26 protein-coding genes are annotated in these 26,352 nt (G+C 60.9%); 15 read left to right on the top strand and 11 right to left on the bottom strand.

The annotated features are described in order from the left end of the window. The 3 genes from ACC569_RS07505 to ACC569_RS07495 all read right to left on the bottom strand — a co-directional run. Positions 1 to 869 (bottom strand): molybdopterin-dependent oxidoreductase (locus ACC569_RS07505; RefSeq protein ID WP_372522891.1); only part of this gene is annotated, 869 nt, incomplete at its 3' end. A gap of 522 nt (positions 870 to 1,391) precedes the next feature. Beyond that, positions 1,392 to 3,032: a DEAD/DEAH box helicase gene (locus ACC569_RS07500; RefSeq protein WP_372522890.1), complete on the bottom strand. Its 1,641-nt coding sequence runs from the start codon at positions 3,030 to 3,032 to the stop codon at positions 1,392 to 1,394. A gap of 222 nt (positions 3,033 to 3,254) precedes the next feature. After that, positions 3,255 to 3,458, bottom strand: coding sequence for a SlyX family protein (locus ACC569_RS07495; RefSeq protein WP_372522889.1), 204 nt, complete (start codon positions 3,456 to 3,458; stop codon positions 3,255 to 3,257). A 159-nt stretch (positions 3,459 to 3,617) separates the two neighbouring features. On the opposite strand from ACC569_RS07495, the gene ACC569_RS07490 reads away from it, so the two are divergent. After that, entirely contained in the window at positions 3,618 to 3,998 is a 381-nt protein-coding gene (locus ACC569_RS07490; RefSeq protein WP_372522888.1) for a hypothetical protein, read from the top strand. A gap of 9 nt (positions 3,999 to 4,007) precedes the next feature. Here ACC569_RS07490 and ACC569_RS07485 read toward each other — a convergent pair whose 3' ends face one another. The 6 genes from ACC569_RS07485 to ACC569_RS07460 all read right to left on the bottom strand — a co-directional run bounded on the left by ACC569_RS07485 (position 4,008) and on the right by ACC569_RS07460 (position 10,990). After that, positions 4,008 to 5,921 carry an ATP-binding cassette domain-containing protein gene (locus tag ACC569_RS07485; RefSeq protein WP_372522887.1) on the bottom strand — a complete coding sequence of 638 codons (1,914 nt, stop codon included), beginning with the start codon at positions 5,919 to 5,921 and terminating at the stop codon, positions 4,008 to 4,010. 18 nt (positions 5,922 to 5,939) lie between these two features. Continuing rightward, positions 5,940 to 8,180: a S8 family peptidase gene (locus ACC569_RS07480; protein ID WP_372522886.1), complete on the bottom strand. Its 2,241-nt coding sequence runs from the start codon at positions 8,178 to 8,180 to the stop codon at positions 5,940 to 5,942. A 27-nt stretch (positions 8,181 to 8,207) separates the two neighbouring features. Beyond that, a complete protein-coding gene (locus ACC569_RS07475; protein WP_372522885.1) occupies positions 8,208 to 8,576 on the bottom strand; it encodes a hypothetical protein in 369 nt (122 codons plus the stop codon). Between the two features lie 270 nt (positions 8,577 to 8,846). Further along, the gene (locus ACC569_RS07470; protein WP_372522884.1) at positions 8,847 to 9,491 is read right to left on the bottom strand and encodes a hypothetical protein; all 645 of its coding nucleotides are present in this window, start codon (positions 9,489 to 9,491) and stop codon (positions 8,847 to 8,849) included. 23 nt (positions 9,492 to 9,514) lie between these two features. Beyond that, complete coding sequence (locus ACC569_RS07465) at positions 9,515 to 10,291, bottom strand: class I SAM-dependent methyltransferase (protein ID WP_372522883.1); 777 nt, start codon at positions 10,289 to 10,291, stop codon at positions 9,515 to 9,517. A 402-nt stretch (positions 10,292 to 10,693) separates the two neighbouring features. After that, on the bottom strand, positions 10,694 to 10,990 hold the full coding sequence (locus tag ACC569_RS07460; protein WP_372522882.1) for a DUF427 domain-containing protein: 297 nt from the start codon (positions 10,988 to 10,990) through the stop codon (positions 10,694 to 10,696). A gap of 218 nt (positions 10,991 to 11,208) precedes the next feature. Here ACC569_RS07460 and egtB point away from each other — a divergent pair, with 218 nt between their 5' ends. Beyond that, positions 11,209 to 12,513, top strand: coding sequence for an ergothioneine biosynthesis protein EgtB (gene egtB, locus ACC569_RS07455; protein ID WP_372522881.1), 1,305 nt, complete (start codon positions 11,209 to 11,211; stop codon positions 12,511 to 12,513). Further along, on the top strand, positions 12,510 to 13,493 hold the full coding sequence (gene egtD, locus ACC569_RS07450; RefSeq protein ID WP_372522880.1) for an L-histidine N(alpha)-methyltransferase: 984 nt from the start codon (positions 12,510 to 12,512) through the stop codon (positions 13,491 to 13,493). Before egtB ends, egtD begins: the two co-directional genes overlap by 4 nt. 59 nt (positions 13,494 to 13,552) lie before the next feature. Here egtD and rsmI read toward each other — a convergent pair whose 3' ends face one another. Beyond that, positions 13,553 to 14,431 carry a 16S rRNA (cytidine(1402)-2'-O)-methyltransferase gene (gene rsmI, locus ACC569_RS07445; RefSeq protein ID WP_372522879.1) on the bottom strand — a complete coding sequence of 293 codons (879 nt, stop codon included), beginning with the start codon at positions 14,429 to 14,431 and terminating at the stop codon, positions 13,553 to 13,555. A 17-nt stretch (positions 14,432 to 14,448) separates the two neighbouring features. Between rsmI and ACC569_RS07440 the strand changes: the two genes are divergently transcribed. From ACC569_RS07440 to ACC569_RS07410, 7 genes are all read left to right on the top strand, one after another. Beyond that, entirely contained in the window at positions 14,449 to 16,371 is a 1,923-nt protein-coding gene (locus ACC569_RS07440) for a penicillin-binding protein activator (protein ID WP_372522878.1), read from the top strand. Between the two features lie 213 nt (positions 16,372 to 16,584). After that, a complete protein-coding gene (locus ACC569_RS07435) occupies positions 16,585 to 16,953 on the top strand; it encodes a YraN family protein (RefSeq protein ID WP_372522877.1) in 369 nt (122 codons plus the stop codon). Between the two features lie 148 nt (positions 16,954 to 17,101). Further along, positions 17,102 to 17,728: a phosphoheptose isomerase gene (locus ACC569_RS07430; RefSeq protein WP_372522876.1), complete on the top strand. Its 627-nt coding sequence runs from the start codon at positions 17,102 to 17,104 to the stop codon at positions 17,726 to 17,728. A gap of 126 nt (positions 17,729 to 17,854) precedes the next feature. Beyond that, positions 17,855 to 18,433, top strand: coding sequence for a BON domain-containing protein (locus tag ACC569_RS07425; protein ID WP_372522875.1), 579 nt, complete (start codon positions 17,855 to 17,857; stop codon positions 18,431 to 18,433). After that, entirely contained in the window at positions 18,430 to 18,924 is a 495-nt protein-coding gene (gene rfaE2 / locus ACC569_RS07420; protein ID WP_372522874.1) for a D-glycero-beta-D-manno-heptose 1-phosphate adenylyltransferase, read from the top strand. The genes ACC569_RS07425 and rfaE2 overlap by 4 nt, the downstream gene beginning before the upstream one ends. 63 nt (positions 18,925 to 18,987) lie before the next feature. Then, entirely contained in the window at positions 18,988 to 20,376 is a 1,389-nt protein-coding gene (locus tag ACC569_RS07415) for an FAD-binding oxidoreductase (RefSeq protein WP_372522873.1), read from the top strand. A 136-nt stretch (positions 20,377 to 20,512) separates the two neighbouring features. Then, positions 20,513 to 21,232: a hypothetical protein gene (locus tag ACC569_RS07410; protein ID WP_372522872.1), complete on the top strand. Its 720-nt coding sequence runs from the start codon at positions 20,513 to 20,515 to the stop codon at positions 21,230 to 21,232. 51 nt (positions 21,233 to 21,283) lie between these two features. Here ACC569_RS07410 and ACC569_RS07405 read toward each other — a convergent pair whose 3' ends face one another. After that, positions 21,284 to 21,943, bottom strand: a complete 660-nt coding sequence (locus tag ACC569_RS07405) for a TIGR02281 family clan AA aspartic protease (protein WP_372522871.1) — start codon at positions 21,941 to 21,943, stop codon at positions 21,284 to 21,286. 36 nt (positions 21,944 to 21,979) lie between these two features. Between ACC569_RS07405 and ACC569_RS07400 the strand changes: the two genes are divergently transcribed. From ACC569_RS07400 to ACC569_RS07380, 5 genes are all read left to right on the top strand, one after another. Further along, complete coding sequence (locus tag ACC569_RS07400) at positions 21,980 to 22,681, top strand: type 1 glutamine amidotransferase (protein ID WP_372522870.1); 702 nt, start codon at positions 21,980 to 21,982, stop codon at positions 22,679 to 22,681. Positions 22,682 to 22,845: 164 nt separating this feature from the next. Next, positions 22,846 to 23,793, top strand: a complete 948-nt coding sequence (locus ACC569_RS07395; RefSeq protein WP_372522869.1) for an ROK family protein — start codon at positions 22,846 to 22,848, stop codon at positions 23,791 to 23,793. A 219-nt stretch (positions 23,794 to 24,012) separates the two neighbouring features. After that, positions 24,013 to 24,465, top strand: a complete 453-nt coding sequence (locus tag ACC569_RS07390; RefSeq protein WP_372522868.1) for a hypothetical protein — start codon at positions 24,013 to 24,015, stop codon at positions 24,463 to 24,465. Positions 24,466 to 24,570: 105 nt separating this feature from the next. After that, positions 24,571 to 25,056: a DUF302 domain-containing protein gene (locus ACC569_RS07385; protein ID WP_372522867.1), complete on the top strand. Its 486-nt coding sequence runs from the start codon at positions 24,571 to 24,573 to the stop codon at positions 25,054 to 25,056. Positions 25,057 to 25,153: 97 nt separating this feature from the next. Then, the coding region (locus tag ACC569_RS07380; RefSeq protein ID WP_372522866.1) for a proline--tRNA ligase at positions 25,154 to 26,352 on the top strand (1,199 nt) is incomplete at its 3' end.

The raw sequence follows: 26,352 nt of genomic DNA, 5'->3' as shown, positions 1-26,352 counted from the left end.
TTGATGACGCCGGCCAGGAACGCGATGTCGCTGCCGGCGCGCACCGGGGCGTAATAGTCGGCCACCGCCGCCGAGCGCGTGAAGCGCGGATCGACGACGATCAGCTTGGCCTTGTTATGCGCCTTGGCCTCGGTCACCCACTTGAAGCCGCACGGGTGCGCCTCGGCGGCGTTGCCGCCCATGATCAGAACCAGGTTGGCATTCTTGATGTCAACCCAGTGATTGGTCATCGCACCGCGGCCGAATGTCGGGGCAAGACTTGCCACCGTGGGGCCGTGTCAGACGCGTGCCTGATTATCGAATGCCAGTATCCCGAGACTGCGGACGACTTTGTGCGTGAGATAGCCGGCCTCGTTGCTCGAGGCCGAGGCCGCGAGAAAGCCCGTGCTGAGCCATCGGTTTACCGTGGCGCCGTCGGCGTTCTTCGCGATGAAATTCTTGTCGCGATCGTTCTTCATGAGACGCGCGATACGGTCGAAAGCATCGTCCCAGGAGATGCGCACGAACTTGTCCGAGCCGGGTGCGCGGTATTCCGGGTATTTGAGCCGGTTGGGGCTGTGCACGAAATCGAGCAGGCCCGCGCCCTTGGGGCAGAGCGTGCCGCGATTCACCGGATGATCCGGATCGCCCTCGATGTGAATGATCTCGGCCGGAGAATTCTTGGCCTTGTCACCGAGGCTGTACATGAGGATGCCGCAACCGACCGCGCAGTACGGACAGGTGTTGCGTGTCTCCGTGGCGCGTGCCAGCTTGTACTGGCGTACCTCGGCGAGAACTTGGTTAGGCGAGAATCCCAATATCGCGAGGCTCGAGGCGCTGAGTCCGGCGGCACTGAGTTTGAGAAACTGACGTCTGGATACAGATAGCATGGCATTTCTCCTATCCGTCGGTTGTTACGTCTCCCCGAATTTAAACACCATTTTGCAACTGAAATACCCTATACCCGCAGTCAACAAAAAGCAATGAACACCCGCCTCTTCAGCGACGTGGATTTTCAGGTTTATTTATAAATATTATTTATAAATATTTAAGAGATGAAAATTTCGCGTGATGAAAAACGGATGGGTGCCGGAACCCCGGGCCGCCGGGCCAATATTAAATATAAGGGAATTCTGATGAACGTAATTTTCAGATCCCTTAAGTTTAAGTTATCTCTGATTAATTCCGTTCGCCCTGAGCCCGGTTCGACAGGCTCACCGCAGGCTTCGACCCGTTCGTATTGAGCTTGTCGAAGTACGAACGTGCTCAGGACAGGCTTGTCGAAGGGCGACTGACGCAACGTACTGATTTCCCGATGTCCTCCGTTCATGGTTCGACAGGCCTGTCTTGAGCGAAGTCGAAGGGCTCACCATGTACGGAGGAATCAATCAAACCTTCCTTTCAGATAGCGTTCAATCCCCGCGCTTACTGCCGCCTTCGAACAAGGCCGGCACCTCGCGCTTGGCGTGGTGGTGGGCAGGCTTCTTGGTAACCACCGGGACGGAATGCGTTGCCGGCTGATGCGACCTCTGCGGCGCATCGTAGCGATCGAGGCGGCGTTGCGAATTGCCGGTGTTTTCCGAAGTCCGCCGGTTGCCGTCCACCTCGGCGCGCGGGTCATGGCTATTGCCATGATCCTCGGCAACAGGGCGCGCATGCGGATGCTGGCTCGCGGCGCGGGGATGTGGATTCGGATTCGAATGCGGACGCTGGGCACCGGTACGAGCGTATGAATGTGATGGCGGGCGTTGCGCGCCGTCTCGAGCATGGGAGTTCGAATGCGGTCGTTGGCCACCGGCGCGGGCATGCGAAGGGGATGGCGGCCGCTGGTCACGGCGATGATCGCCGCCCTGGCGCGAGCCCTGCGGCCTTCCGCCGCGCTGGCCGCGCCCATGACTGATCGGCTCGGCCTTGATCGACAGGTTTGGCTCGAAGCCCGGAATCACGACCTTCGGGATATCGCGCCTGAGCAGACGCTCGATGTCGCGCAGGAAATCGTGCTCGTCCACGCACACCAGCGACAACGCCTCGCCCTCTTTGCCGGCGCGGCCGGTGCGGCCGATACGGTGCACGTAATCCTCCGGTACGTTGGGCAGTTCGTAGTTCACGACGTGCGGCAACTGGTCGATGTCGAGCCCGCGCGCGGCGATGTCGGTCGCTACCAGCACCCGCACCTCGCCCTTCTTGAAATCCGCCAGGGCCTTGGTGCGCGCACTCTGACTCTTGTTGCCGTGGATGGCGGAAGTGCTGATGCCGTCATCCTCCAGCTGATCGGCCAGACGATTGGCGCCGTGCTTGGTGCGAGTGAACACCAGCACCTGCTTCCAACCTTGCGAATGAATCAGATGCGCCAACAGTTCGCGCTTGCGCGCGCGGTCCACCGGATGCACCACCTGTGACACGAGTTCGGCGGCGATTTTGTGGCGCTCCACCTCGATCAGCACGGGCGCATTCAGCAGGCCGTCGGCGAGCTGCTTGATCTCGTCGGAGAACGTAGCGGAGAACAACAGGTTCTGGCGCTTTTTGGGCAGCAGCGCGAGGATCTTGCGGATATCGCGGATGAAGCCCATGTCGAGCATGCGGTCGGCCTCGTCCAGCACCAGGATTTCGACGTGGGACAGATCCACGGTCCTCTGGCCGACGTGGTCGAGCAGACGTCCCGGCGTCGCGACGAGAATATCCACGCCGCGGCGCAGTATATCGATCTGGGGATGGATGCCGACGCCGCCGAAGACCACGGTGGACTTGAGCGGCACGTGTTTGCCATAGACACGCACGCTCTCCTCCACCTGCGCGGCCAGTTCACGCGTGGGCGTGAGAATGAGCGCGCGGATCGCGCGATGCGCGCCCTGTGGCTGCGCGTTCAGGCGTTGCAGCAGCGGCAGCGTGAAGCCGGCGGTCTTGCCGGTGCCGGTCTGCGCGCCGGCGAGAATGTCGCGCCCCTCGAGAATGACGGGGATGGACTGCAACTGAATGGGGGTGGCTTGGGTATAGCCCTTTTCGGACACAGCACGGAGTAATTCGGCCGACAGGCCGAGACTGGAAAATGACATAAGGAATGGTTGCTCCTGGATGGCCTACCCAAAAAGCTTGGGCCGGTCTAGGCGCTACCTAGTAAAGTTGAAGTTGTTCGAGGTGAACCGAGATGGATGACCGCGAAGGGATCGGTGCAGACCGGGGTGCGCCGATGGATATATTGTAGCAGGGATTGCGGGGAAAGTGGATGAAACTGTTATATATAGGTATGCGCGTTGCGCGTGAGCTTATTCGGTGCGCTAGTAATGCGGAGGCGGTTTTTCGTCCTCCGGCGGGATGACCATCGAAGGAGCGAGGCCGGCCAGCAGGGATTTCACCGCTTCGAGTTCCTTCACCAGGCGATCGATCTCCCGCTGCTGGCGCGTGACCACCTCGTTCAGGTCCTGGATGGTCTGGTCCTGAAACGCCACGCGCACTTCCAGCTCCGTCAATCGCTCGTTCATTCGGTCATCCTCGCGGAATTAGGGATGCTATTCAACGGTATCCGGCTCTTAATATTCCTGATCATATCGAGGACAGGCATTTGGTGGGAATAACGGATTGCCGTGCTTGCTCATCCAGACCTATCGGCTAGGCTGAAAAAGAATGGATAGGGAGGTCACATGCGCTTGACACTATATATAGGTATCGCGATGGTCGCCATCGGGTTGGATGTCTACGCCGCCGACCCACCGGCGGTAACGGAACCGAGCCCCGAAACCAGATCCGCACCACCGCACTACCGACCGTCCACGGTGAAGTGCACTGCCACGGTCAATGTCTGGATCGAAGTGGACGACAACAGCCTGCCGCAAAGAATGAACGCAAAAGCCGAACCAAGAAAGCGGGTGCAACTCAAGCTGGTCGGCTCGGCACCCTCGCGCGGCGAGTCGGTGGTGTGCAGCTACGCCTCGCGCAGCCGCGACGTGACGACTTCCTATTACATGCGCTGCGCCAACCCGCGCCAGGAGCGAGGTCTACGGCATTCCTATTCGTGCCGGTGATGGCATCCGCTATCCGTCCGCCGCCGTCTGCGGCGACTCCAGCGCTTCCCAACGGGCATAACAGGTTTCGAGCTGCTTCGTGATCGCTTCCAGGCGCGTCAGGGTGGTCGTGATTTCATTGGCGCCCTGCTGGTAAAACGCGGGGGCACTGACGGCGGATCGTAATCTCGTCTGTTCCGCCTCGAGCGACTCGATCTTGGCGGGCAGTGTTTCGAGTTCACGCTGTTCCTTATAAGAAAGCTTGCGGGATTTGGTGTCGCGCTTTTCCGCGGCGGGCGCGGGTGATGGTGTTTTGGCGCGCGGCGCTTCGGTCCCGGGTGCGGCCGGGTTCCGCCGTTGCCGCAGCCAATCGGTATAACCGCCGACGTATTCGCCGATCCGGCCATCACCTTCGAACACCAACGTGCTCGTGACCGCGTTATCCAGGAACGCGCGGTCGTGGCTCACCAGCAGCAAGGTGCCTTGATATTCGAGCAGCAACTCTTCCAGCAGTTCGAGCGTCTCCACATCCAGGTCGTTGGTTGGTTCGTCCATCACCAGCAGATTGGCCGGCTGCGCGAACAATCGCGCCAGCAGCAGGCGGTTGCGCTCGCCGCCGGAGAGCGTGCTCACCGGGGACCGCAGCCGTTCCGGGGGAAACAGGAAATTCTGCAGGTAACCGGCGACATGCTGGCTGCGGCCGTTGATGGTCACGGTCTGACTGCCGGCGCCGACGCTGTCCATGACCGTCACATCGGGGTCGAGCGGCGCGCGCTGCTGATCGAAGTACGCGACCTGGAGTTTGGTGCCGCGGCGCAGCTGCCCGCGCGTCGGGGTCAATTCGCCCAGCAGCAGCTTGATCAGCGTGGATTTGCCGGCGCCGTTGGGGCCGACGATGCCGATGCGGTCGCCGCGCATGACGCGCACCGAGAAATCTTTTATCACGACAATGTCGCCGAAACTGAAATCGACGTGCTCGGCTTCGAACACCAGCTGGCCGGACTGCTTGCCCTCTTCCAGTTTCAGTTCCACCTTGCCGGCGCGGTTGAGGCGCTGGCGGCGTTCTTCACGCAGAGCTTCGAGCGCGCGCACCCGTCCTTCATTGCGCGTGCGGCGCGCTTTGACTCCCTGACGTATCCACGCCTCCTCCTGGGAGAGCTTCTTGTCGAACAGCGCGTTGTGCTGCGCTTCCACGGCCAGCTGGGCTTGCTTGCGGCGCACGTAGTCATCGTAGCTCCCGGGCCAGGAGGTGAGCGCGCCGCGATCGAGCTCGATGATGCGCGTGGCGAGGCGCTTGAGAAACGCGCGATCGTGGCTGACGAACAGCAACGCGCCCGGATAGTCCGCGAGGAATTCTTCCAGCCAGGTGATGGCCTCGATGTCCAGATGATTGGTCGGTTCGTCGAGCAGCAGCAAGTCCGGTTCGCACACCAGGGCGCGCGCCAGCATCACGCGCCGGCGCCAGCCGCCGGAAAGCGCATGCATGCTGACGTCACCGTCCAGACCGAGGCGCGACAGCACCATTTCCACGCGTTGCTCCAGGCGCCAGCCATCGCCGGCTTCGAGTTCGTGCTGCAATTGCGCCAGGCGCTGTGTCAGGGCCGGTGTATGCGCGTGCGCGAGTTCCGCGGCGGTATGGTGGTATTGCGATATCAGCTTGCCCAGTTCGGCCAGTCCGCCGGCCACGATATCGAACACGGATTCATCGCTGTCGGGGCTGACTTCCTGCGCCAGGTGCGCGATGCGCGTGCCGGGGCGAATCCAGATCTTGCCGTCATCGGGCAGGGCTGCGCCACTCAACAGGCGAATCAGCGACGACTTGCCCTCGCCATTGCGCCCCACCAGGCACACCCGTTCACCGCGGCGTATTTCGAGCTTCGCCTGTTCCAGCAACGGACGATGGCCATAAGCCAGGGAAACCTTATCGAGGCGCAGCAAGGGCATGGGAGCGGTTGATTCCGGTTAAATGCGGACAGACGATTTTTTTGCGTGGCGCAAGCCAAAAACGGTGAAGCCGCCCAGCAGCGTAAATCCCACAGCGGCCGGCGGATATTTAATAGAATAAACCACGGGCCAGAGACTCAGGCGGGTGAAGACTCTCATTGTCTCATGTTCCCGGATGAAGTCCGCGATCGGTGGTGAGTGACGGTAATAAAAATTCACGAAGGCCCTGCCGGGCGTATTCGTCAGCAAATGTCGGTCCCGAAATTCCCTCAACACCATGACTTCATCCGCCATCGGGCTGCCGTAGGCCGCCGTGGCGATGAAGCATCCGCCGCCCCCACCTCCGCCCCCGCCCGAGGATGAAGCTGAAGGCGGCGGAGGTGGGGGCGTGCCCAGAAGAGCGGCGTTGGCCGCATTGACATCCAACTTTCCGTAGCCCCACGTATTATTAGGTACCGTGCCGGTGAATGCGTCCGTAGCAGCATTTCCAGTAATAAAACTTTTTATTTGATCGGACGAAAAGGTCGGCCCGGCTTCGAAGAGCAGCGCCACCGCGCCCGTGACATGCGGGGCAGCCATGCTGGTACCTGCCTTGATGGCATGGACGCCATCCAAATCAAGCTCGCTACCTGACGCCGCGGGCGTGGTATTGGCCGAATAAGCCGACATGATTCCCAGCCCCGGAGCAGCAATCTCCGGCTTTTGCGGCGGCGTGGAACAGCTACTGCACTGCCGCCGCGGGCCACGGCTGCTGAAAGAAGAAATGTTTCCCTGCGTTTCGCCAGGATAAAACATCGACCCCGACTGACTGGTGAAGGTGGTCTTGGTGTCGTATGCGGCAACCGAAATCGGTTTGGTCGCCGTGGCACAGTCAAGCAAAGTGATGCTTGAGTCGGCATGGCTGGTAAATGTGGCGTTGTTATTGTCGTCGATCCATGCATCGAACCTCCCGCTGGTGACGATGCTATTGCCATGAAGAACGAGGTTCCATGCGCCCGTTGTCAACGAGCTATTTCCGTTCTGCAGATCAACCCTTATTTCCCGATCACCATTATCGGCAACCACACCCGTGGAGACGATCAGAATAAGACCACAAGCTGTCTGAGACGAAAACGATGTATTGCCCGGGTTAACCACTGTGGTGGAGCAACTGCCACTGCTCAACGAAATCCCCATCTGATCCGCGCCGGCATACCAGATATCCAAAGTCTCGGACGTGTCGCCCGTTGGAATTGTAAATCCCACTGTAGTAGAGCCGCCCTGGGTGACGGTTCCGCTGGCATGGATGCTGGCATTCGCCTCATTGCCAGCGGCGCAGACGATAGCCTTTCCGGTACCGGAAGCATTGTCGAGTGCATGCTCATATGCTGACGTGCCATCGTGCGGGTCCACGTGTTGACCCAGACTGAGATTAATGACCGACGGCTTCCCCAAAGCCGCGGCTTTTTGCTGCACGTAACTGATGCCGTCCAGAATTTTATCCGTGAAACCGGTCGTATTGACGATGATCACGTCAGCTTCCGGCGCCATGCCCACGTAGCGGTAAGCCGGCTGGCCGTTTCCGGTTGCCGAACCGTTACCGGCGGCGATACCCGCGATGTGGGTGCCATGACCCTCGGTATCGGTTTCGGGACAACCGCCGGCGTCGATCCTGGCCTTGGTGCATTCGTTGCCGTAGTTATAAGGGGGAGTGGGGCTGGGTGGCGTTCCACCGGTCGTCTGATCCCAGAGATAGAGAACGCGCGTTTTGCCGGTGGCATCCTTGAAATCGGTGTGATTGAGATCGATGCCTGTATCGACGATGCCAATAACCACGCCTCGCCCGGTGGATCCGGTCCAGTTCGGGGCCGTGCCACTGCGCAAATTGTTCGCCCCGGTGGCCGGGACACTGACGTCGAGGCGGTGCTTCGCGCGTTTCGCGGCTTCGACGTAGACTATGTTCGGCAGTTGCGAGAGTGCGTCGAGACTCCCGAGAGGTATGTCCACGGTAGCGACATCGCCTATCACGGACCGGATTTGTCCTCCCAGGGATTCCACGCCAGAAAGATCTCCCTGAAATTTAAGGATCGTTCCCACCAAGGGTTCAGTGCCGGCGGCCTGCGATTTCAATACGCCGCGGTTATGCGCCAGTGTCGGGTCCGCCGCTCTTTGCGCAAGCAGTACCAGCATGGGATCGAGCTTGGTGTCAGCGGAAACGCTGCCGGCCAATAGCGACAGGATTGCCGCTAAAACAACGCCGAGCTGCTTAGGGTAGGTCATCGCGTATCCGTCACCAGTCAATGTTGCCTAGCGCAAACGTTGTTTCCTGGACATTTCCACGTGGACGACGAATTCCAAACTCGCGATCCTGGAAACGGCAGGCACCGGAATTCGTGCGGTCAGGATATCGCCCATGACGGAACCGATCATGGCCCCCTCCTTTTCGAGGACATCACGCTGTTTGGCATTGATTTCCCCTCTGGTCCGGATAAGAACCTCAATCGTCTGTGCCGGTTTTTCCGTCAGCTCTGATTCATGAATGGTCATCAGTAACGCAGGGTCTATTTTTTCCTGGTTCATCGTCGTGGATATTTCCTGCGCTTTTACGCCCGCGGTTTCTCCGCTGCATCCAGCAAGTTCCATCAGACCTATCAGTCCTAGCATGATGGCCAGCATCCACCGTGTTCGCCTCGTTTGCATCGTATTCCTCTTGAATTGGTGCGCACGCGACCCGTAAACGCACGGAAACGCGATCAAGTTTATCAACGAAAACTCCTGCCTGCGCCTGCGATCCGACGCATGCCGCAAACGTGCGGACGGTCGCGCAAGCGAGCGCCCCCGATCGCTTCATTCGAGGATATTGGATATTAGTACGATGGGGGTTAAATGACGACTCGCTGACATGATTCCCGGACTACCGGTATAGGTCAGCCGCGAGTATTGCCGCTAAGACGAGCGCGCGCGCCGGTACAGCTTGTGCGTGAGTTCGCCGGCGAGGTTCTTGGCAACGCTGACCATGACGCTATGAACGGTTTCAGACAGCGAGTCCCGGGCAAAATTGAAAATCTGGGGAATGTGTACCGAGCGGCTCAGCATTTTGGTTTCAGCGCTGTAAAGCTCCAGGATCTCGCGCAACAGGGGTTCGAACTCCACGCGGGAATACAGTTGCGCGACCGCCGCACGGAACCGCGGCGTCACTTCCCATTGCGCGAGCATACGTCCGGCCAGCTCGAGCTGCCGCTCGATCCGGCGCCGACGGAACTGTTCAATATCGCGGTATTCGATGTGAATGCTGACGGGAAACACGGTGGCCTGTTGCAGAAACTTCTGATCGATCTCGCGCGCCTGTTGCAACAGCCGCTGGATGTCCGCTTCCTGCGGCGCGCTGCCCGCGCGCCGCGCGTCGGCCGCGCGCATGATCACGAGGCGATCCTTCTCGATTTCCTTCCTGACGTTGATATCGAGAAACGCCCGGAACGCCGGCAGCAGCAGCCTGAACAGCGTGTAATCCCCCAGGCGCGCGGCGGTGCGCGTGCTGAACTCCTGCATCATCGCGCCGCTCATGGCGCACAGGACGCGGACCTTATCCACGACCGTCGCCCGGACCGGCGGAACTAAGGCTTCATCGCCTTGTGAAATCCGATCATCCCGCCCAGCAGGGTTTTGCTCGAAACGTTTTCATAGCCCAGATGCCGCAGCAATTGCGACAGTTCCTCGGCCGAGTAGAACAGGCTCAGCGCGTCGATAAAGTATTTCTTGCAGTTGCGCGCCGTCGCGCCGCTCTGAAACAACACCGCCGTCACCGACAGGCTGACCCGCAGATAGGCGTAGTACGCGCGCTCGACCAGCTTGCTGCCAGGGCGCAGCATGTCGCAGTGATAAAAATACCCGCCCGGCTTCAATACACGCCTGATCTCCCGGGACACGTCCATGATGCGCAAATGCCGTGACGCCCATTGCAGCGTCACCACGTCGAAATGGTTGTCGGGGAAAGGCAGCTTGTGCACGTCGCCGATAACGCTTTCGATGCGAAAGCCTTCCCGTTCCGCCAGTTGGCGGCCGACTTCCTGCATCGCCGCGCTGCGGTCCATGGCGCAGACCTTGAGATCGGGCTGCTTGCGCAGCATGGCAATGCCGACCGCGTTGGTGCCGGCGCAGACATCCAGCGCTCTTTGACCGCTTTGCAGATCGATGGTCGCGAGAAAACTGGCGCGGAACTTGTTCCACAACCCCAGACTCGCGACGTAGTTCGCGCGGTCGTAATACTTGGCCACGTCAGCGAACACATCGTTTAATTCCTGGGTCCATACCCGCTTGAACAGTTTCTCCCGGACGTCTTCCCGGTCTGAAAAGTGCAGTGCCCCGTCCAGGGCGCGTTCACCGTTTGCCATAATTACCTCACGTTTTACGGTCAGTTATTTTCAGGAACAGCTATTTGTTTTGTTGTAGCGGAATATACACCCGCGCGACATTGCGCCAGATCAAACTTTCACCATCCGGGACAAGAAATGTCAGGAAATAAGCCATTGACGCGTCGATTTCGGTCCTTCTGAAACCATGACATCGTCGGATTGTTTCAATCCGGGCACGTGAAATAGCTCATAGCATTGCGGGAAGCAGAATCAGGCCTCTCCCGGTCTCGGTGATCCATGGTTGACATCCTACGGCCATTGTCGCCGATGCCGCAAGTCAGGCCTATTATTATACAGCCAGTGTCGGGGCCCATGCTTCGGACACGAGGGTTTTTGTCGATTATCCGTCGATCGAGTCCTGATGCAGATTCGTGGCGGCATTTACGGAAAAATTTCTACGCCGTGCCAGAATGCGATGTAACGCTGGATATGTCGCGCCTCCGCGGAGGTCTGCAGGTAACACCACGCGGCTTGGCAGTTCACCTTGCCGTTGACCACGACGTCATAATAACTCGCGACGCCTTTCCAGGAGCAGGTCGCGTGTTTCCTGCTCGGGCGCAGGTGTTCGCGTTTCACCGCCTCGGGCGGGAAATAATAATGGCCCTCGACGATCCGGCACGCGTCGCTTTCGGCCAGCACCGCTCCGTTCCAGATTGCCTTCGTCGATAATGGAGCCATATTCGCTTTAATCAGACAGGACGAAATAATGAAGCCCTACTCGCTCTAATCAAATGACAGGACGAATGAGCGCAGCGAGTAGGGCTTCATTATTTCGTCCTGTCATCATAAATTACCCTTCCAAACGATGTGGATGTTGTCCGTATGACCGACATTCGGCGTTTGAATTCCCACGCCAGTATGTTTCAATTCCGGTTCGACCAGCAGGGAGCGACAGAATGATGCTCGTTCGCGGTAGGTCACAGGCCCGGGATTCAGCACGCGGGATTACTGTATCACGGGACAGTCTGGCGACGCGCTACACCGCCGTGCGACGCGTGAGCGAGGTGCTCAGCCGGCCGCTCGCGCCGGACGATTACGGCCTGCAGGCCATGCCCGATGCGAGTCCGGCCAAGTGGCACCTCGCGCACACGAGCTGGTTCTTCGAGACCTTCCTGCTCAAAGCCTTTCTCCCCGGTTACCGTCCGTTTCATCCGCAGTTCGAGCATCTGTTCAACTCTTATTATGATCAGGTCGGTGTCCCGTTCCCGCGCGCGAGTCGCGGTCTGCTGTCGCGTCCGACGGTGGAGGAAGTCTTCCGCTATCGCGCGCGGGTGGACGAGGCGATGGTTTCGCTGCTCGCCACCGTGGGACAGGAACACTGGCCCGAGGTGGCGGCGCGCGCGACACTCGGCTGCCACCATGAGGAACAACATCAGGAACTGTTCCTGACGGATATCAAATACAACTTTGCCATCAATCCGCTGAAGCCGGCCTATCGCGAGGATCTCCCCGCCGCCCCAACCGGCGCCGGCACGGCGCTGACATGGATCGAACAAGCCGGCGGCACGATGGATATCGGACACGACGGCACGGGCTTTGCCTTCGACAACGAAGGCCCGCGTCATCGTGCCTTGCTCGCACCGTATACGCTCGCCTCGCGCCTGGTCACCAATGGCGAGTACCTCGAGTTCCTCATGGCCGGCGGTTATGCGCGGTCCGAATACTGGCTGGCGGACGGTTTTCGCACCGCTCGCGAGCGTCAGTGGCAGGCGCCGCTGTACTGGGAAAAATTGGACGGGCGTTGGCAACTGTTCACGCTCGCGGGCACACGGCCGTTGAACGAGCACGAACCGGTGTGTCACGTGAGCTTCTACGAGGCCGACGCCTACGCGCGCTGGGCCGGCAAACGTCTGCCGACCGAGGCGGAATGGGAAGCCGTCGCGCAGCCACAGCGCGTGCACGGCAATCTGCGCGAGTCGGGCTATCTGCATCCCGTCCCGGTTTCGCCCGGCGCGGAACCGGCGCAACTCTTCGGCGATGCGTGGGAGTGGACCGCGAGCCCGTACGCGCCCTATCCCGGTTACCGGCCGGCGCCGGGCGCGCTCGGAGAGTACAACGGCAAGTTCATGGTGAACCAGCTGGTGCTGCGCGGCGGTTCCTGCGTTACGCCCACGGTTCACATCCGCGCCAGCTACCGCAACTTTTTCTACCCCGCCGACCGCTGGCAATTCTCCGGCATCCGCCTGGCGGACAATCGATGAGACTGCGTCCGGTCCGTTTCCACGACGATCGCCCGTCGCCCGCGACCATGCAGGAGGAGGTGCTGCAGGGACTCGCGTCGCGGCCCAAGCGGATAGCGCCGAAATTCTTCTACGACGAACGCGGCTCGCGGCTGTTCGACGCCATCTGCGAACTGCCGGAGTATTACCTCACGCGCACCGAGATGGGGATACTGGAATCCTGCGCACCAGAAGTGGCGCGGCTCGCCGGCGCGGACTGCACACTGATCGAACTGGGCAGCGGGGCGAGCAAGAAAATACGCCTGCTGCTCGAGGCCCTGCGGCCGCGTCACTATCTTGGCATCGACATCTCGCGGGAATTTCTGCGGGAATCGGTGCAACGCCTGGCGCATGACTATCCGTGGCTCGAGGTGCACGCGGCCTGCGCCGATTTCGCACAGGATTTCGATTTGCCCGATCCCGCCGGCAGCGGGCGCCGGCTGGTGTTCTTTCCCGGCTCGACCATCGGCAATTTCGAACCGCACGAGGCGCTGGCGTTTCTGCAACGCGTGCGACGTCTGGTGCAGCCTGACGGCGCGCTGGTGATCGGCGTCGACCTGAAGAAAGACCCGAAGGTGTTGCATGCTGCTTACAACGACGGCCAGGGCGTCACCGCGGCGTTCAATCTCAATCTGCTGGAGCGACTGCGCGCCGAACTCAACGCCGAACTCGACCCGAAAAATTTCCAGCACCGCGCATTCTACAATGCGATGCACGGGCGGATTGAAATGCATCTGGTCAGCCGCCGCGCCCAGGAAATCCGCGTTCTTGGCCGGCGTTTCCGATTCGAACCGGGCGAAACCATTCACACCGAGAATTCATACAAGTACTCGGTGGCGGAGTTCCACGCGCTGGCACGCCGCGCCGGCCTGCAACCGCGCCAGGTCTGGCTGGACGCGGCGCACCTCTTCAGCGTTCACTATCTCAGCGTCATCACCCGGTCACGCCCCCGCGCGGCATAACACATTAACTGCCCCGCCAAGCGGTTTTACCCGCACGATGTCAATAGAGCCATTATTTATCACCGCTCGCCCTTGAGATTCAGCGCGTACTCATACAGCCGGTTTTTCTTGAGGCCGGTGACTTTCGCCGCCAGCGCCGCGGCCTGGCTCACGGGAAGTTCCTCGAGCAGAATCCTGAGAACGCGTTCGGCCTCTTCGTCCACGGCTTCCCGCTCGGCGCGCGGCACGCCATGAATGAGGATCACGAACTCGCCGAGCTGCTGGTGGGGATCGCGGTTGACCCATTCGGACAGTTCCGTCAGCGTGCCGTTACGCACGGTTTCAAACTGCTTGGTCAGTTCGCGCGCCAGTACCGCCTCGCGTCCGGGCCCGAAAATCTCGGTCATCTCCTTGAGGCTTTCGAGGATGCGGTGCGGGCTTTCGTAGAAAATCAGCGTGCGGGCTTCCTCGCGCAGCTTCTCGAACACCGCGCGGCGCGCGGCGGATTTGGCCGGGGGGAACCCCTCGAAAACAAAACGGTCGGAAGGAAGTCCGGCGGCGGACAGCGCCGCGATCGCGGCGCAGGCGCCGGGCACGGGTATCACGCTGAGGCCCGCCTGTCGGGCGGATCGCACCAGATGAAAGCCCGGGTCGCTCACGAGCGGGGTTCCCGCGTCGGTGATAAATGCGATAGACTTACCGGCCTGCAAAATTTCGATAAGCCTGGGAACCTGGCTGCGCTCGTTATGCTCATGGAGGGCTTCTGTCTTGGCTTCAATACCGAAATGCTTGAGCAACTTGCCGCTGTGGCGCGTGTCCTCGGCGGCGATCAGGTCGACCTCCGACAGGATGCGGATCGCCCGCGGCGTCATGTCCTCGAGGTTGCCGATCGGCGTGGCCACCACATAAAGCGTGCCTGCGTTTGACACTAAAATCCCCGATTCGATACTTTCGCGCATTCTAAACAGGAAACCGCATGAAACCCATCCGCTGGCTGGCTATTCCTATAATATGTACCGCGCTCCTCGCCGGCTGCGAGACGGCGCGCGTCGCGCCGGCGGCGGCGCCGGTGAGCGTGGACCTGGCGGAAAAGGCCGAGCGCAGCGGTGATTTCCTGATCGCCGCGCGCGAGTACACGCGCCTGGCGGAAATCGCCCTGCCCGCGCAGCAACAGGACTTCCAGCTCCGGGCGGTGGACAACTTCCTCAAGGCCGGGCAGCTGCGCGAGGCGCGCGGTCAGATCGACCTGATCAACGTCGCGGCGCTCGACAGCTCGTTCACGGCGCGCAAGCGCATCCTGCAGGCGCGCATCGATCTAACCGAGGGCGGGTTCGAGAAGGGCATCCGGCAGCTGGACGAAGCCGGCCGGCTGCGTAATCTGAGCCCCGCGCTGCTCTCCGAAATCAACAGCGTGCGCGCGCAAGCCGAGCTGGCGCTCGACAATCCCGTCGGCGCGGTGCGCAACCTCATCGGTCGCGAGCAATATATCGCAGGCCGGGAGGCCGTGGCCGAAAACCAGAAACAGTTGTGGAAAATTCTGGTGTCGATGCCGCGCGAGCGGCTCAAGACCGAATTCAACATCGCCCGCGACCCGGTGCTGTCCGGCTGGATCGAGCTCGCCCTGATTACCGCGGAAAACGCCGGCCAGACCTTGTCGCTCCAGGCCGCGCTCGATCAATGGAAAATAGCCCACCCCACCCATCCCGCGAACGAAACGATATTCGGCACGCTCATGAGTCCGACCCCGGGAATTTCCGGGCGCATCGAACGCATCGCCCTGCTGCTGCCGCTCTCCTCCGGGTATTCGACTGCGGCACAGGCGGTGCGCGATGGGTTCATGGCCATGGACGCCGCCAACACCAATCCGGACAAGCCCAAAATCAGGATCTACGACACCGGCCCGGACCCCGCGAAAATACCCGATATCTACGCCCAGGCGATCGACGAAGGCGCGCAGTTCGTGGTCGGGCCACTGGGGCGCGAAGCCGCGGAGGCCATCCTGAAACAGGCGAGCATCAAGGTACCCACCCTGATGCTCAACCATACCGACATCGACCCGGGCACGGCCAGCAAGTACCTGTTCGAATTCGGCCTGCCGCCGGAGCAGGAAGCGCAGCAGGTGGCCGAACGCGCCTACCTCGACGGCCGCCGGCAGGCCGCCGTGCTCTATCCGAAAACGCCGTGGGGCGAACGCATGATGACGGCCTGGGCCAATCACTGGCAGCGCCTCGGCGGCACCGTGGTCGCCAGCCAATCCTACAATGAACTGGACGTCGACTACTCCGACCCCATCAAGCATCTGCTCAACATCATCCAGAGCGAGGCGCGCAAGGGCCTGATTGAAAAAATCGCCGGGCAGAAACTGCAATTCGATTCGCGCGCGCGGCAGGACATCGACTACATCTTCATCGCCACCGACGCCAAGCATGGGCGGCTCATCAAGCCGCAGCTCAACTTTTATCACGCCGCGCGCGTGCCGGTGTACTCGACCTCGCACATCTTCACCGGCGCGGGCGACGCCGTGCAAGACGTGGATCTCGACGGCATCGTTTTCGGCGACATGCCGTGGATGCTGGTCGGCGACGGCCGGATCCAGGAGCTGCGCCAGAAGGTGCAGCAAAACTGGCCGTTCGTTCATAGCGACCTCGACCGTCTGTACGCGCTCGGCATGGACAGCTACGCGATCCTCCCGCACCTGGGCCGCATCAACACGGAACCGGGCGCCCGCTTCAGCGGCGTCACCAGCGGGTTGTCGCTCGACCGCAGCGGCCGCCTGCAGCGACAACTGCTGTGGGCCCGGTTCAACCGCGGCGTGCCGAAACTCGTGGACACTTTCCTGAAATACAAGGGGCAATTCGAGATACAGTCTTATGACAAGACGAACGAGCAAAGCAAGTAGGGCTTCCAGTCTAAATGAGCATGCGCGAAGCGCATCCGGCTCGCCTCCCTCTCCCGCGAAGGCGGGAGGTGAGACGGGGCTGTCACGAATGCACTTAACGTGCATTCGTGCCGTCGAACGGGGGCGCAAGATTCTCGCGCACCCTGGCGGAAACCTAATGAGGGTGAGGGTTTATGGCAAGACGAACGAGCAAAGCGAGTAGGGCTTCCTTAAATGGTACCGGGCTCCCCGATAAATCTCATTCGCGGTCGTAAGGCGGAAGACATCGCCTGCGCCCGCCTGCAGCAGGCGGGGCTCGCGCTCACGACCCGCAATTACCGCAGCCCCTTCGGGGAGATCGATCTCGTCATGCAGGAACGCGACACCCTGGTATTCGTCGAGGTACGTTACCGTTCATCGGATGATTTCGGCACACCGGCCGAAACCGTGGATGCCCGCAAGCAGGCCCGGCTGCGCGCCACCGCGGAACACTACCTGCAGAATACGCCGCGGGCCTCCAAGAAAGCCTGCCGTTTTGATATCGTAGCGCTAACCGGAGAAGGCGAAGGTGGCGACTTTCGTTGGTTACGCAACGTTTTTTGAACTTATATCAGAATGAAAGTCAAAAACTTTGCCACAGAGATCACAGGGCACACAGAGATAGAAAAGACATATTTTTGCTCTGTGAACTCCGTGTACGCTGTGGCCCGCTTTTTTAATTTTGTTTGGGTTTGTTAATCAAGGATGCCACATGGCCAAGAGCAATCTTCAAACCGCGCCCGATTCCACCGTCCTCGTGACGCGCGTCAAGAACATCTTTCAGGAAAGCCTCCTGACCACGCGCAACTGCATGGAAGTGCTGGCGCCGTTCATCGCGCAGGCGGCCGCGCACATGATCCAGGCCCTGCTCTCGGACCGCAAGATTCTCGTCTGCGGCAACGGCGGCTCGGCCGCGGACGCACAGCATTTTTCGGCCGAATTGCTGAACCGCTTCGAGCGCGAGCGGCCCGGCCTGCCGTGCATCTCACTCACCACCGACACCTCGACGATCACCGCCATCGGCAACGACTACCATTTCGATGACGTCTTCTCCAAACAGCTGCGCGCGCTCGGCCAGGCGGGCGACGTACTGCTCGGCATCACCACCTCCGGCAACTCGCGCAACGTGATCCGCGCGGTGGAAACGGCGCACGAGCGCGGCATCGTCTGTGTGGCGCTGAACGGACGCGAGGGCGGTGAAATGTCCACCGTGCTCACGGGCAACGACGTCAACATCTGCGTGCCGGGCTCCTCCACGGCGCGCATTCAGGAAGTGCACGGCATCGTCATCCATTGCCTGTGCGACCTCATCGACTACCAGCTTCTCGGGCAGGGTTAAGGAAGGTCTGATTAATTCATGTTAAACCGCCAAGACGCCAAGAACGCCAAGTTTTTTCTTTGTTAATCAATATGCTTCTTCTTGGCGACCTTGGCGGTTAAGAGCGATATTCAGAGGTTCCTTAAAATGAGTCAGCGATCTCTTATTCTCACGGCTATCTTTGCCAGCGTAATCTTCGCGCAGGGCTGCGCGCCGGTGATCGTCGCCGGCGGCGCAACCGCCGCGGCCGCCGCCAGCGAACGCCGCACCCTCGGCGCCTTCGTGGACGACGAATCGATCGAGATCAAGGCCCGCAAAGCCCTCAACGACGAACCCGACTTCGGCGATGACGTCCACATCAACATCACCAGCATGAACGGCATCGTGCTGCTCACGGGTGAAGCCGCGACCGCAGACAAGCGCGACCGGGCGATGACGCTGATCCAGGTGATCCCGGGCATACGCCGCATCGTCAGCGAAATCCGCGTCGCCGATCCCAGGGCTTTCGCCTACACCACGCACGACGGCTGGATCACCGGCAAGGTCAAGGCCAAATTGCTCGGCACCGAAGGCCTTCCATCCAACCAAATCAAAGTGGTGACGGAAAATTCCGTGGTTTATCTGATGGGTCTCGTCTCACAGAAGGAAGGCGACATGGCCGCCGAGGCCACTCGTACCGTCGGCGGCATCACGCGCGTGGTCAAGCTGTTCGAGTATCTCGATTGACTCCCAGCGAACGCAAGATCGTCAAGGACGCGGCACAACTGCCGGCACGGCTCGCGGAACTCGCGCGGCCTCTGGTTTTCACCAATGGTTGTTTCGACATCCTGCATCGCGGCCATGTGTCCTATCTCGAGGAGGCCGCGGCTCTCGGCCAATCCCTGGTCGTCGGCGTGAACAGCGATGCCTCGGTGCGACGCCTCGACAAGGGCCGGGGCCGCCCGGTGAACCCCCTCGACGATCGACTCGCCATTCTCGCCGCGCTCGGCTGCGTGTCGCTCGTGGTGCCGTTCGAGGACGACACGCCGCATGCACTGATCGAGCGGGTGCGACCGGATCATCTGGTCAAGGGCGGCGACTGGACGCCGGACAAAATCGTCGGCGCCGACGTCGTCACAAGCTACGGTGGCCGGGTGCACTCCATTCCCTTCCGCTTCAAGCGCTCGACCACCGATCTCCTCCAGCGCATCCGTTCGTCATATGATAGGACGAAATAATGAAGCCCTACTCGCTTCGCTCGTTCGTCCTGTCATTTGCATACAGCGAGTAGGGCTTCGGTTATGAGTGATATTCCCGGCGGGTTCGTGGACCGGCTCAAGACCGTATTGGGCGCGGACAAGGTACTGACCGACCCCGCCGACTGCTGGCCCTACGGCCAGGACAATTCGCGCAAGCACGCGCCTCCGGACGTCGTGGCGTTCGCCACCACGCATTCCCAAGTGCTGGAAACAGTGCGGTTGTGCCACGAATTCAACGTGCCGATCGTCGCGCGCGGGCGCGGCACTGGCACCACCGGCAGCGCCGTTCCGCTGCGCGGCGGACTGGTGCTGTCGCTGGAACGCATGGATCGCATCGTTGACATGGATCCCGCCAACCGCGTCATGCGCGTTGAGCCCGGCGTGCTCAATCAGGCGATACAGGACAAGGCGGCGGAACACGGATTTTTCTGGCCGCCCGATCCCACGAGCGGCGCCTACTGCACCGTCGGCGGCAACATTGCGTTGAACGCCGCCGGACCGCGCGCCTTGAAATACGGCAGCACGCGCGAAAACGTGTTGGGACTCGTCGCCGTCACCGGCCAGGGTGAGGAGATACACACCGGCACCTATACCACCAAGGGCGTCGTGGGCTACGACCTGACGCGCCTGATCATCGGCTCGGAAGGCACGCTCGCCATCGTAACGGAAGCGACATTGAAGCTCACGCCGCTACCCGAATCGCGCCGCACGCTGCAGGCGGTTTACGCCGACGTGCGCGCGGCGGCCACAGCGGTGTCGCGCATCATGGCGCAACCGGTCACGCCGTATGCACTCGAGTTCATGGACGCGGCAGCGATCGAGATGATCCGGAATTATTCGCCGGCGGAACTGCCGCGCGGCGCCGGGGCGCTGCTCATCATCGAGATGGACGGACCGGAAGCGGCGATGGCCAATATCGTGGCCGGCGTCTCGGCGGCGGCCCGCGGTGACGGACTGCTTAACCTCACGGCGGCCAATACCAAGGAAGAAGCGACGGCGCTGTGGGCTACGCGCAAGGCGCTGTCGCCGGCGCTGCGCAACATCGCCCCCAACAAACTCAACGAGGACGTGGTGGTGCCGGTCTCGCGCATTCCCGATTTGATCGGCGGGTTGGAAAAACTCTCCCGCGAATACGGCATCGCAATCGTCAACTTCGGGCATGCCGGCAACGGTAATATCCACGTGAATATGCTCTACGACACCCAGGACCCGCAACAGGAGCGTAACGCCCTGCCATGTGTATCGAAGGTATTCGACCTGGTGCTGAAACTCGGCGGCACGTTGTCCGGCGAGCATGGCATCGGGATTGCCAAGCGCGACTATATTAACCGCGCGATCGATCCCGTGACCCTCGATCTCATGCGCCGGATCAAGCGCCAGTTCGATCCCAAGGGGATCCTCAATCCTGAAAAGGTTTTTCCGCCGCGGTAAGGGATGAATTCGCCCATATCCGCCGTCGTCCGTCACGATCGGGCAGATCGGTGGTAAGGTTATACCTCGCGCATGCCGTTACGATTCACTATCGTTATCACATTGAAAACCGAAATTGCGTAAAAGGAGAATCACGATGAAACGCACGCTCGTCTCCCTGGCCATCCTGCTCACCGCGATACCGCCGGCATTCGCCGCCGACAATATCGACCAGATCAATCAACTCATCCAGCAGCAGTTCCACCTGCTGTCGGAGGATCTGACCGCCGCGGCCAGCTACAAGGGCGTCATTCCGGCCAAACCTCTCGGCATCACGGGCTTTGACCTCGGCCTCGAAGTCAGTGCCACGAAAGTGGAACACAAGGACGCATGGGAACAGGCATCATCGGGTTCGGTGCCGAGCACTGTGTACGTGCCTAAACTGCACCTGCACAAGGGCCTGCCGCTTGGCATCGATGTAGGAGCCTTCTACAGCTCCGTGCCAAACAGCGACATGTCGCTATGGGGAGCGGAATTGCGTTACGCAATAATGGAAGGTGGCGTGGCAACGCCGGCGCTCGGTCTGCGCGGAACCTATTCGAAACTGACGGGCATCGATAACCTCGACTTCCACACCACCGGTCTTGAACTGCTGGTCTCCAAAGGCTTCGCGATTTTCACGCCCTATGCGGGCATAGGACAGGTCTGGACGACCTCGGAGCCGGTCGGCATCACCAACATCAAGAAAGAGGAATTTTCCCAGGGGAAATACTTCGTCGGCGGGAATATCAATCTCGGCCTCGTCAATTTCTGCCTTGAAGCGGACAAAACCGCTGGGGAAAATTCTTACAGCGCCAAACTTGGCTTCCGGTTCTGATCTTTTCACCGTTCGGAGGGCTCATCGCTAGCGGATATAATCAGTGATCCCCTAACGCTCGAACAACTCCATTTTTTCCCCGTCGCGCTTCATGTCGAGCTGGCCGAGAAACGACATGCCGAGCAGCGCATCCCGCGGATGGTTGCCTTCGATGACGCTTCCTTGCACGTTATATAGAGTGATGCCACCGACCTGAACATTATTCAGCGATAAGTTATAGGTATGCACGTTGCCGGCGGGGGTACTGGCCATGCCAGGGCTGCCGTTCCTGATGTAATCGATACCGATGCGTTTGGCGATTACACTGCTCATCGCGATCACGGTGGCGCCGGTGTCCACCATGAACCGGACGGAGGTGCCGTTGATCGATCCGTCGGCGAAAAAATGTCCGCCGTGATCAGGATAGAGCACCACACTCCCCTTTCCTTTCTGGTCAAAACCCGCCACCACCACGCCGAGCCTGAGCACTTCGCGTTTGCCGTCGATTTCAACCTCGGCCTTTTCTTCCTGCGTGTCGGTCGCGAGCAGTTTGATCCCTTCGGGGCTCGTCTCGCCGCTCTTCAGGACATGGCGCGCGCCGTCGACGACGACGATCGCCTTGTCCTTGAACAAGGCCTGCAGGAAAATCTTTTCCGCCGCGCCGGTTCCGGACGCGCCGAGCATAAGCACGGCGATCATGATCACTTTCACGGTGAATAAACGGATAGCCATATTTCTTAAACCCATGACAGACGCTACAATCGGCGCATGCAGGAAATCCTGATTTTCCGCCATGCGCCGCACGAGGGGCCCGGATACCTGGCCGATTATCTCGGCCGTCATCGCCTGCCGTGGCGTCTGATCCGAATCGATGAGAACGATCCCATTCCCTCAAGCATAGACGGCGTTTCGGGGCTCGTATTCATGGGCGGACCCATGAGCGTCAACGACCCGCTGCCGTGGATTCCCCGGGTGACGCAGCTCATTCAGCGGGCGGTCGCGGCGGATGTGCCGGTCCTCGGCCATTGCCTTGGCGGGCAATTAATAAGCATGGCGCTCGGCGGGGCGGTCACAAAAAACCCCGTCAAGGAAATCGGCTGGTTGCCGGTGAGCCGCGTGGACAGCCCCGCGGCAAAACCCTGGCTCGACGGGCTGCCCGCGAAATTCGAGGTATTTCACTGGCACGGCGAGATCTTTTCCATTCCACCGGGTGCGACGCGCATTCTCGCTTCGAGCGACTGTGCCAACCAGGCCTTCGTTATCGGCAAGACCCTCGCCTTCCAGTGCCACATCGAGATGACCGGCGCAATGGTGCGCGAGTGGGCGCGCCTGGGCACGGATGATCTCGCGCCGCTGTGTGCCACCGTCCAGAATCCTCAAGCGATGACGGCCGAACTCGACAGGCGGGTCAAACGTCTGCAGGGCGTCGCCGACAAATTCTACGACCGCTGGATTCAGGGTCTGAGATAAATAAACATTGAAGTTATGCCCTGCCGCGGCTTGCTCCCCTCACCCCTTATTCCCGCCGGGGCGCACAAGAATCGTGTGCGCCCGTTCGGCGGGGCAAAGGTTCACCGGACCTTTGCCTGTTTCCGCCTCACCTCCCCCTTTCGGGGGAGAGGGGGAGTAGGAATATGTTACGCATAGGCCTGGACCTCGGCGGCACCAAAACCGAAGGCATCGTCATGAACGAGGCTGGCAAAATGCTTTACTGCGAGCGCCTCCCCACACCGCAGGCCGACGGTTATGATGCCATTCTGAAAAATATCCACGCGCTGGTGTTCGATCTCGAGAAAAAAGCCGGTCAGTCCTGCCACGTAGGCATCGGCACGCCGGGGGCAATTTCCACGCGCACTGGTTGCCTCAAGAATTCCAACACCGTCTGCCTCAACGGCAAACCCCTCAAGGATGATCTGGAAAAAATTCTCGCGCGCCCGGTTCGCCTCGCCAACGACGCCAACTGCTTCGCGCTTTCGGAAGCACTCGACGGCGCGGGACAAGACGCCGGCGTGGTGTTTGGCGTCATCATGGGGACGGGCGTCGGCGGCGGCATCGTCATCAACGGCCAATTGATCGAGGGCCTGCAGCATATCGCGGGCGAATGGGGGCACAATGTTCTCGAGACCGATGGCCCGCCGTGCTACTGCGGCAAGCACGGTTGCGTTGAAACACTGCTTTCCGGACCCGGGCTCGCGCACGACTACGCGCTGCATGGCGGAGATCCGTCGCTCGATGCGAAACAGATTGTCACGCACGCCGAACAGGGCGACGTCCGGGCCGAGGCGGCGATGCAGCGCTACCTCGACCGTTTCGGGCGCGCGCTTTCGACGGTGATCAACATCCTCGATCCCGACGTGGTCGTGCTCGGCGGCGGCATGTCGAATATCGCGCGATTGTGCACCGATGGCCGCGAACGCGTGGCGCGCTACGTGTTTAATGCACAGGGAAGTGCGAATGTCGCGGGAGACAGGATGTCGAGAGCGACCAACGATGAACTGCGCACGAGAATTCTGCCTCACGTCCACGGCGACAGCTCCGGCGTGCGCGGCGCGGCTCAGCTCTGGCCGGCGGAAAACAGCTAGCCGCGGAACAGGCGGTTGCCCAAGTCAACGCGTCTCCGGCGCGTGGCAATCGGTCGCGGCGCAGTCTGTGCACCATACCTACGCTCATGCGTTATGACAGCTACCTTCAGGTTCATTCGGAATTTTGACGAGCATCAAAGTGACTTACCGGCCCATAGGTATTTAATATGGGCAGAATCTAAAGGAATCCGTTCCATTCAATCGTTAAGGAGAACAGTCATGAAACGCACATTGATTTACACCGCCGTGGTCGCGGCGCTGCTGCCCGCCATGGCGTCGGTTGCGATCGCCGCGGACAAGGACCAAACCCGCGACCAGGATCGCCGGCAGACGCAGGATCAGGCCCGCGACACCCCGATCTACGGCTCGCAACTGATGACCCAGCAGGAGCGCAGCGCGTACGGCACGCGCATGCGCGCTGCGAAAACCGCTGAGGAACGCGAGCAGATCCGCAAGGAACATCACGAGCAGATGAAGGCGCGTGCCAAGGAAAAAGGCGTCACTCTGCCGGATGAGCCGCCGGCACGCGGAATGGGCGGTGGCATGGGCTCTGGCGGCGGTGGCATGGGCTCTGGCGGCGGTGGCATGGGCTCTGGCGGCGGTGGCATGGGCTCCGGCGGCGGTGGCATGGGCTCCGGCGGCGGTGGCATGGGCAGCGGATCGCGCCGTTAACTAGTCGAGGAGCTTTGACTTCTTCCCCCGATCAGCTGGACAGGGGGAGAAGTCTGTGTCTGCGATATACTGGGTCGTCCGATTCAATGGTGTCGCGGAGAACGAATGACACGAATTGTTGCACTGATGCTTTCCCTGGGACTGCTCGCCGGGACGTCGATGCCGGTCGTGGCCGCCGAGACAACGCACCTCAAGCTCTACACCACCATGGGCGACTTCGACACCGTCAAGGACGACCTGAATATCGCGATCACCGGCCGCGGTTTCGTAGTGGATCATATCTCCCACATCAGCGCCATGCTGGATCGCACCGGCAAGGACCTGGGAACGACGAAAACGGTTTACGGTAAGGCCGAGTCGCTGCAGTTCTGTTCGGCCACGGTCTCGCGGCGCATGATGGAGGCCGACCCGACCAACATCGTCTTCTGTCCTTATATCATCGTGCTGTACACCCTGCCCCTGGACCCGAAGACGGTGTACGTCGGCTATCGCCGTCCCCTGCCGGTCGGCACCGAGGCGTCGAAGGCCTCGTTGAAGGCGGTGGAAGATCTGCTCGACGGGATCGTGAAAGAGGCACTGAATATCAAGTAAGGCCGGCGCCACTTCCCGTCACGCGCGGCACTTTGGAGCGCCGCCGTCCTGACTTATACTCCACCTCCGTTTCCGATCAATGAGAACAACGACATCCATGCGCGTTTCCCGATTCCTGCTTTCCACCATCCGCGAAACCCCAGCCGAGGCCGAAACCATCAGCCATCAACTGATGCTGCGCGCCGGCATGATCCGCAAACTCGCCGCCGGCATCTACACCTGGCTGCCGCTCGGTCTGCGCGCGTTGCGCAAGGTCGAGAACATCGTGCGCGAGGAAATGAACCGCGCCGGCGCCCAGGAGGTACTGATGCCCGCGATGCAGCCGGCGGAACTGTGGCAGGAATCCGGACGCTGGGATCAGTACGGCCCGGAATTGCTGCGCCTGACCGACCGGCATAAGCGCGACTTCTGTCTCGGACCGACCCACGAGGAGGTCATCACGGACCTGATCCGGCGCGAGATCAAGAGCTACCGACAACTGCCGGCGAATTTCTACCAGATCCAGATGAAGTTCCGCGACGAGATCCGTCCGCGCTTCGGCGTCATGCGCGCGCGCGAATTTCTCATGAAGGACGCATACTCATTTCATGTCAGCGAGGCCTCGCTCGCGGAAACCTACCGGGCGATGCACGAAACCTACTCGCGCATCTTCCGCCGCGTGGGGCTGGAGTTCCGCCCGGTCGCGGCCGACACCGGCGCCATCGGCGGCAGCAATTCGCACGAATTCCACGTGCTCGCCGATTCCGGCGAGGACGCCATTGCCATCTGCCCGAAGTGCGATTACGCCGCCAACGTGGAGATGGCCCAGGCGCTGCCGCCAATGGGCAAGCGCCCGGCGCCCGGCAAGGCGCTGCAGACCGTGGACACGCCCGGAAAACACAGCATCGAGGAAGTCAGCCAATTCCTTAAAGTCGACCCGAAACAAACGATCAAAACCTTGCTCGTGAAAGGCACGGGTGGAGTGATCGCTCTGGTGTTGCGCGGCGATCATGAGCTGAATGAAGTGAAGGCGGTGAAACTCCCGCAAGTCGTCAAACCGCTGGTTTTCGTCACGCCGGGTGAAGTGGAACTCGCGGCCGGCTGCGAGCCCGGCTCGATCGGACCGGTGGGCATGAAGATCCCCGTCATCGCCGATGAGTCCGCCACACGCCTGGGCGATTTTGTCTGCGGCGCGAACGTCAACGGCAAACACCTTATTAATGTGAACTGGGGGCGGGACGCCGCCGAGCCGATCGTGGCCGATCTGCGCAAGGTGGTCGATGGCGACCCCTGCCCCGCTTCCGACCAAGCTGAATG

The organism is Sulfuricaulis sp., from assembly GCF_041499725.1.
Lineage (GTDB): Bacteria > Pseudomonadota > Gammaproteobacteria > Acidiferrobacterales > Sulfurifustaceae > Sulfuricaulis.
The sequence above is the reverse complement of the archived record's forward strand: the minus strand, read 5'-3'. Positions and strand labels throughout refer to the sequence as shown.

What these genes read in the sequence shown, in the direction of transcription:
- ACC569_RS07425 (WP_372522875.1), top strand. Translation starts at nt 17,855, where the DNA reads ATGAGTCAGCGATCTCTTATTCTCACGGCTATCTTTGCCAGCGTAATC.
- ACC569_RS07390 (WP_372522868.1), top strand. Translation starts at nt 24,013, where the DNA reads ATGAAACGCACATTGATTTACACCGCCGTGGTCGCGGCGCTGCTGCCC.
- ACC569_RS07495 (WP_372522889.1), bottom strand. Translation starts at nt 3,458, where the DNA reads ATGAACGAGCGATTGACGGAGCTGGAAGTGCGCGTGGCGTTTCAGGAC.
- ACC569_RS07475 (WP_372522885.1), bottom strand. Translation starts at nt 8,576, where the DNA reads ATGCTGGCCATCATGCTAGGACTGATAGGTCTGATGGAACTTGCTGGA.
- egtD (WP_372522880.1), top strand. Translation starts at nt 12,510, where the DNA reads ATGAGACTGCGTCCGGTCCGTTTCCACGACGATCGCCCGTCGCCCGCG.
- rsmI (WP_372522879.1), bottom strand. Translation starts at nt 14,431, where the DNA reads ATGCGCGAAAGTATCGAATCGGGGATTTTAGTGTCAAACGCAGGCACG.
- ACC569_RS07410 (WP_372522872.1), top strand. Translation starts at nt 20,513, where the DNA reads ATGAAACGCACGCTCGTCTCCCTGGCCATCCTGCTCACCGCGATACCG.
- ACC569_RS07490 (WP_372522888.1), top strand. Translation starts at nt 3,618, where the DNA reads ATGCGCTTGACACTATATATAGGTATCGCGATGGTCGCCATCGGGTTG.
- ACC569_RS07465 (WP_372522883.1), bottom strand. Translation starts at nt 10,291, where the DNA reads ATGGCAAACGGTGAACGCGCCCTGGACGGGGCACTGCACTTTTCAGAC.
- ACC569_RS07400 (WP_372522870.1), top strand. Translation starts at nt 21,980, where the DNA reads ATGCAGGAAATCCTGATTTTCCGCCATGCGCCGCACGAGGGGCCCGGA.
- ACC569_RS07435 (WP_372522877.1), top strand. Translation starts at nt 16,585, where the DNA reads ATGGTACCGGGCTCCCCGATAAATCTCATTCGCGGTCGTAAGGCGGAA.
- ACC569_RS07485 (WP_372522887.1), bottom strand. Translation starts at nt 5,921, where the DNA reads ATGCCCTTGCTGCGCCTCGATAAGGTTTCCCTGGCTTATGGCCATCGT.
- ACC569_RS07460 (WP_372522882.1), bottom strand. Translation starts at nt 10,990, where the DNA reads ATGGCTCCATTATCGACGAAGGCAATCTGGAACGGAGCGGTGCTGGCC.
- ACC569_RS07405 (WP_372522871.1), bottom strand. Translation starts at nt 21,943, where the DNA reads ATGGCTATCCGTTTATTCACCGTGAAAGTGATCATGATCGCCGTGCTT.
- ACC569_RS07440 (WP_372522878.1), top strand. Translation starts at nt 14,449, where the DNA reads ATGAAACCCATCCGCTGGCTGGCTATTCCTATAATATGTACCGCGCTC.
- ACC569_RS07430 (WP_372522876.1), top strand. Translation starts at nt 17,102, where the DNA reads ATGGCCAAGAGCAATCTTCAAACCGCGCCCGATTCCACCGTCCTCGTG.
- ACC569_RS07385 (WP_372522867.1), top strand. Translation starts at nt 24,571, where the DNA reads ATGACACGAATTGTTGCACTGATGCTTTCCCTGGGACTGCTCGCCGGG.
- ACC569_RS07415 (WP_372522873.1), top strand. Translation starts at nt 18,988, where the DNA reads ATGAGTGATATTCCCGGCGGGTTCGTGGACCGGCTCAAGACCGTATTG.
- ACC569_RS07480 (WP_372522886.1), bottom strand. Translation starts at nt 8,180, where the DNA reads ATGACCTACCCTAAGCAGCTCGGCGTTGTTTTAGCGGCAATCCTGTCG.
- egtB (WP_372522881.1), top strand. Translation starts at nt 11,209, where the DNA reads ATGATGCTCGTTCGCGGTAGGTCACAGGCCCGGGATTCAGCACGCGGG.
- ACC569_RS07500 (WP_372522890.1), bottom strand. Translation starts at nt 3,032, where the DNA reads ATGTCATTTTCCAGTCTCGGCCTGTCGGCCGAATTACTCCGTGCTGTG.
- ACC569_RS07395 (WP_372522869.1), top strand. Translation starts at nt 22,846, where the DNA reads ATGTTACGCATAGGCCTGGACCTCGGCGGCACCAAAACCGAAGGCATC.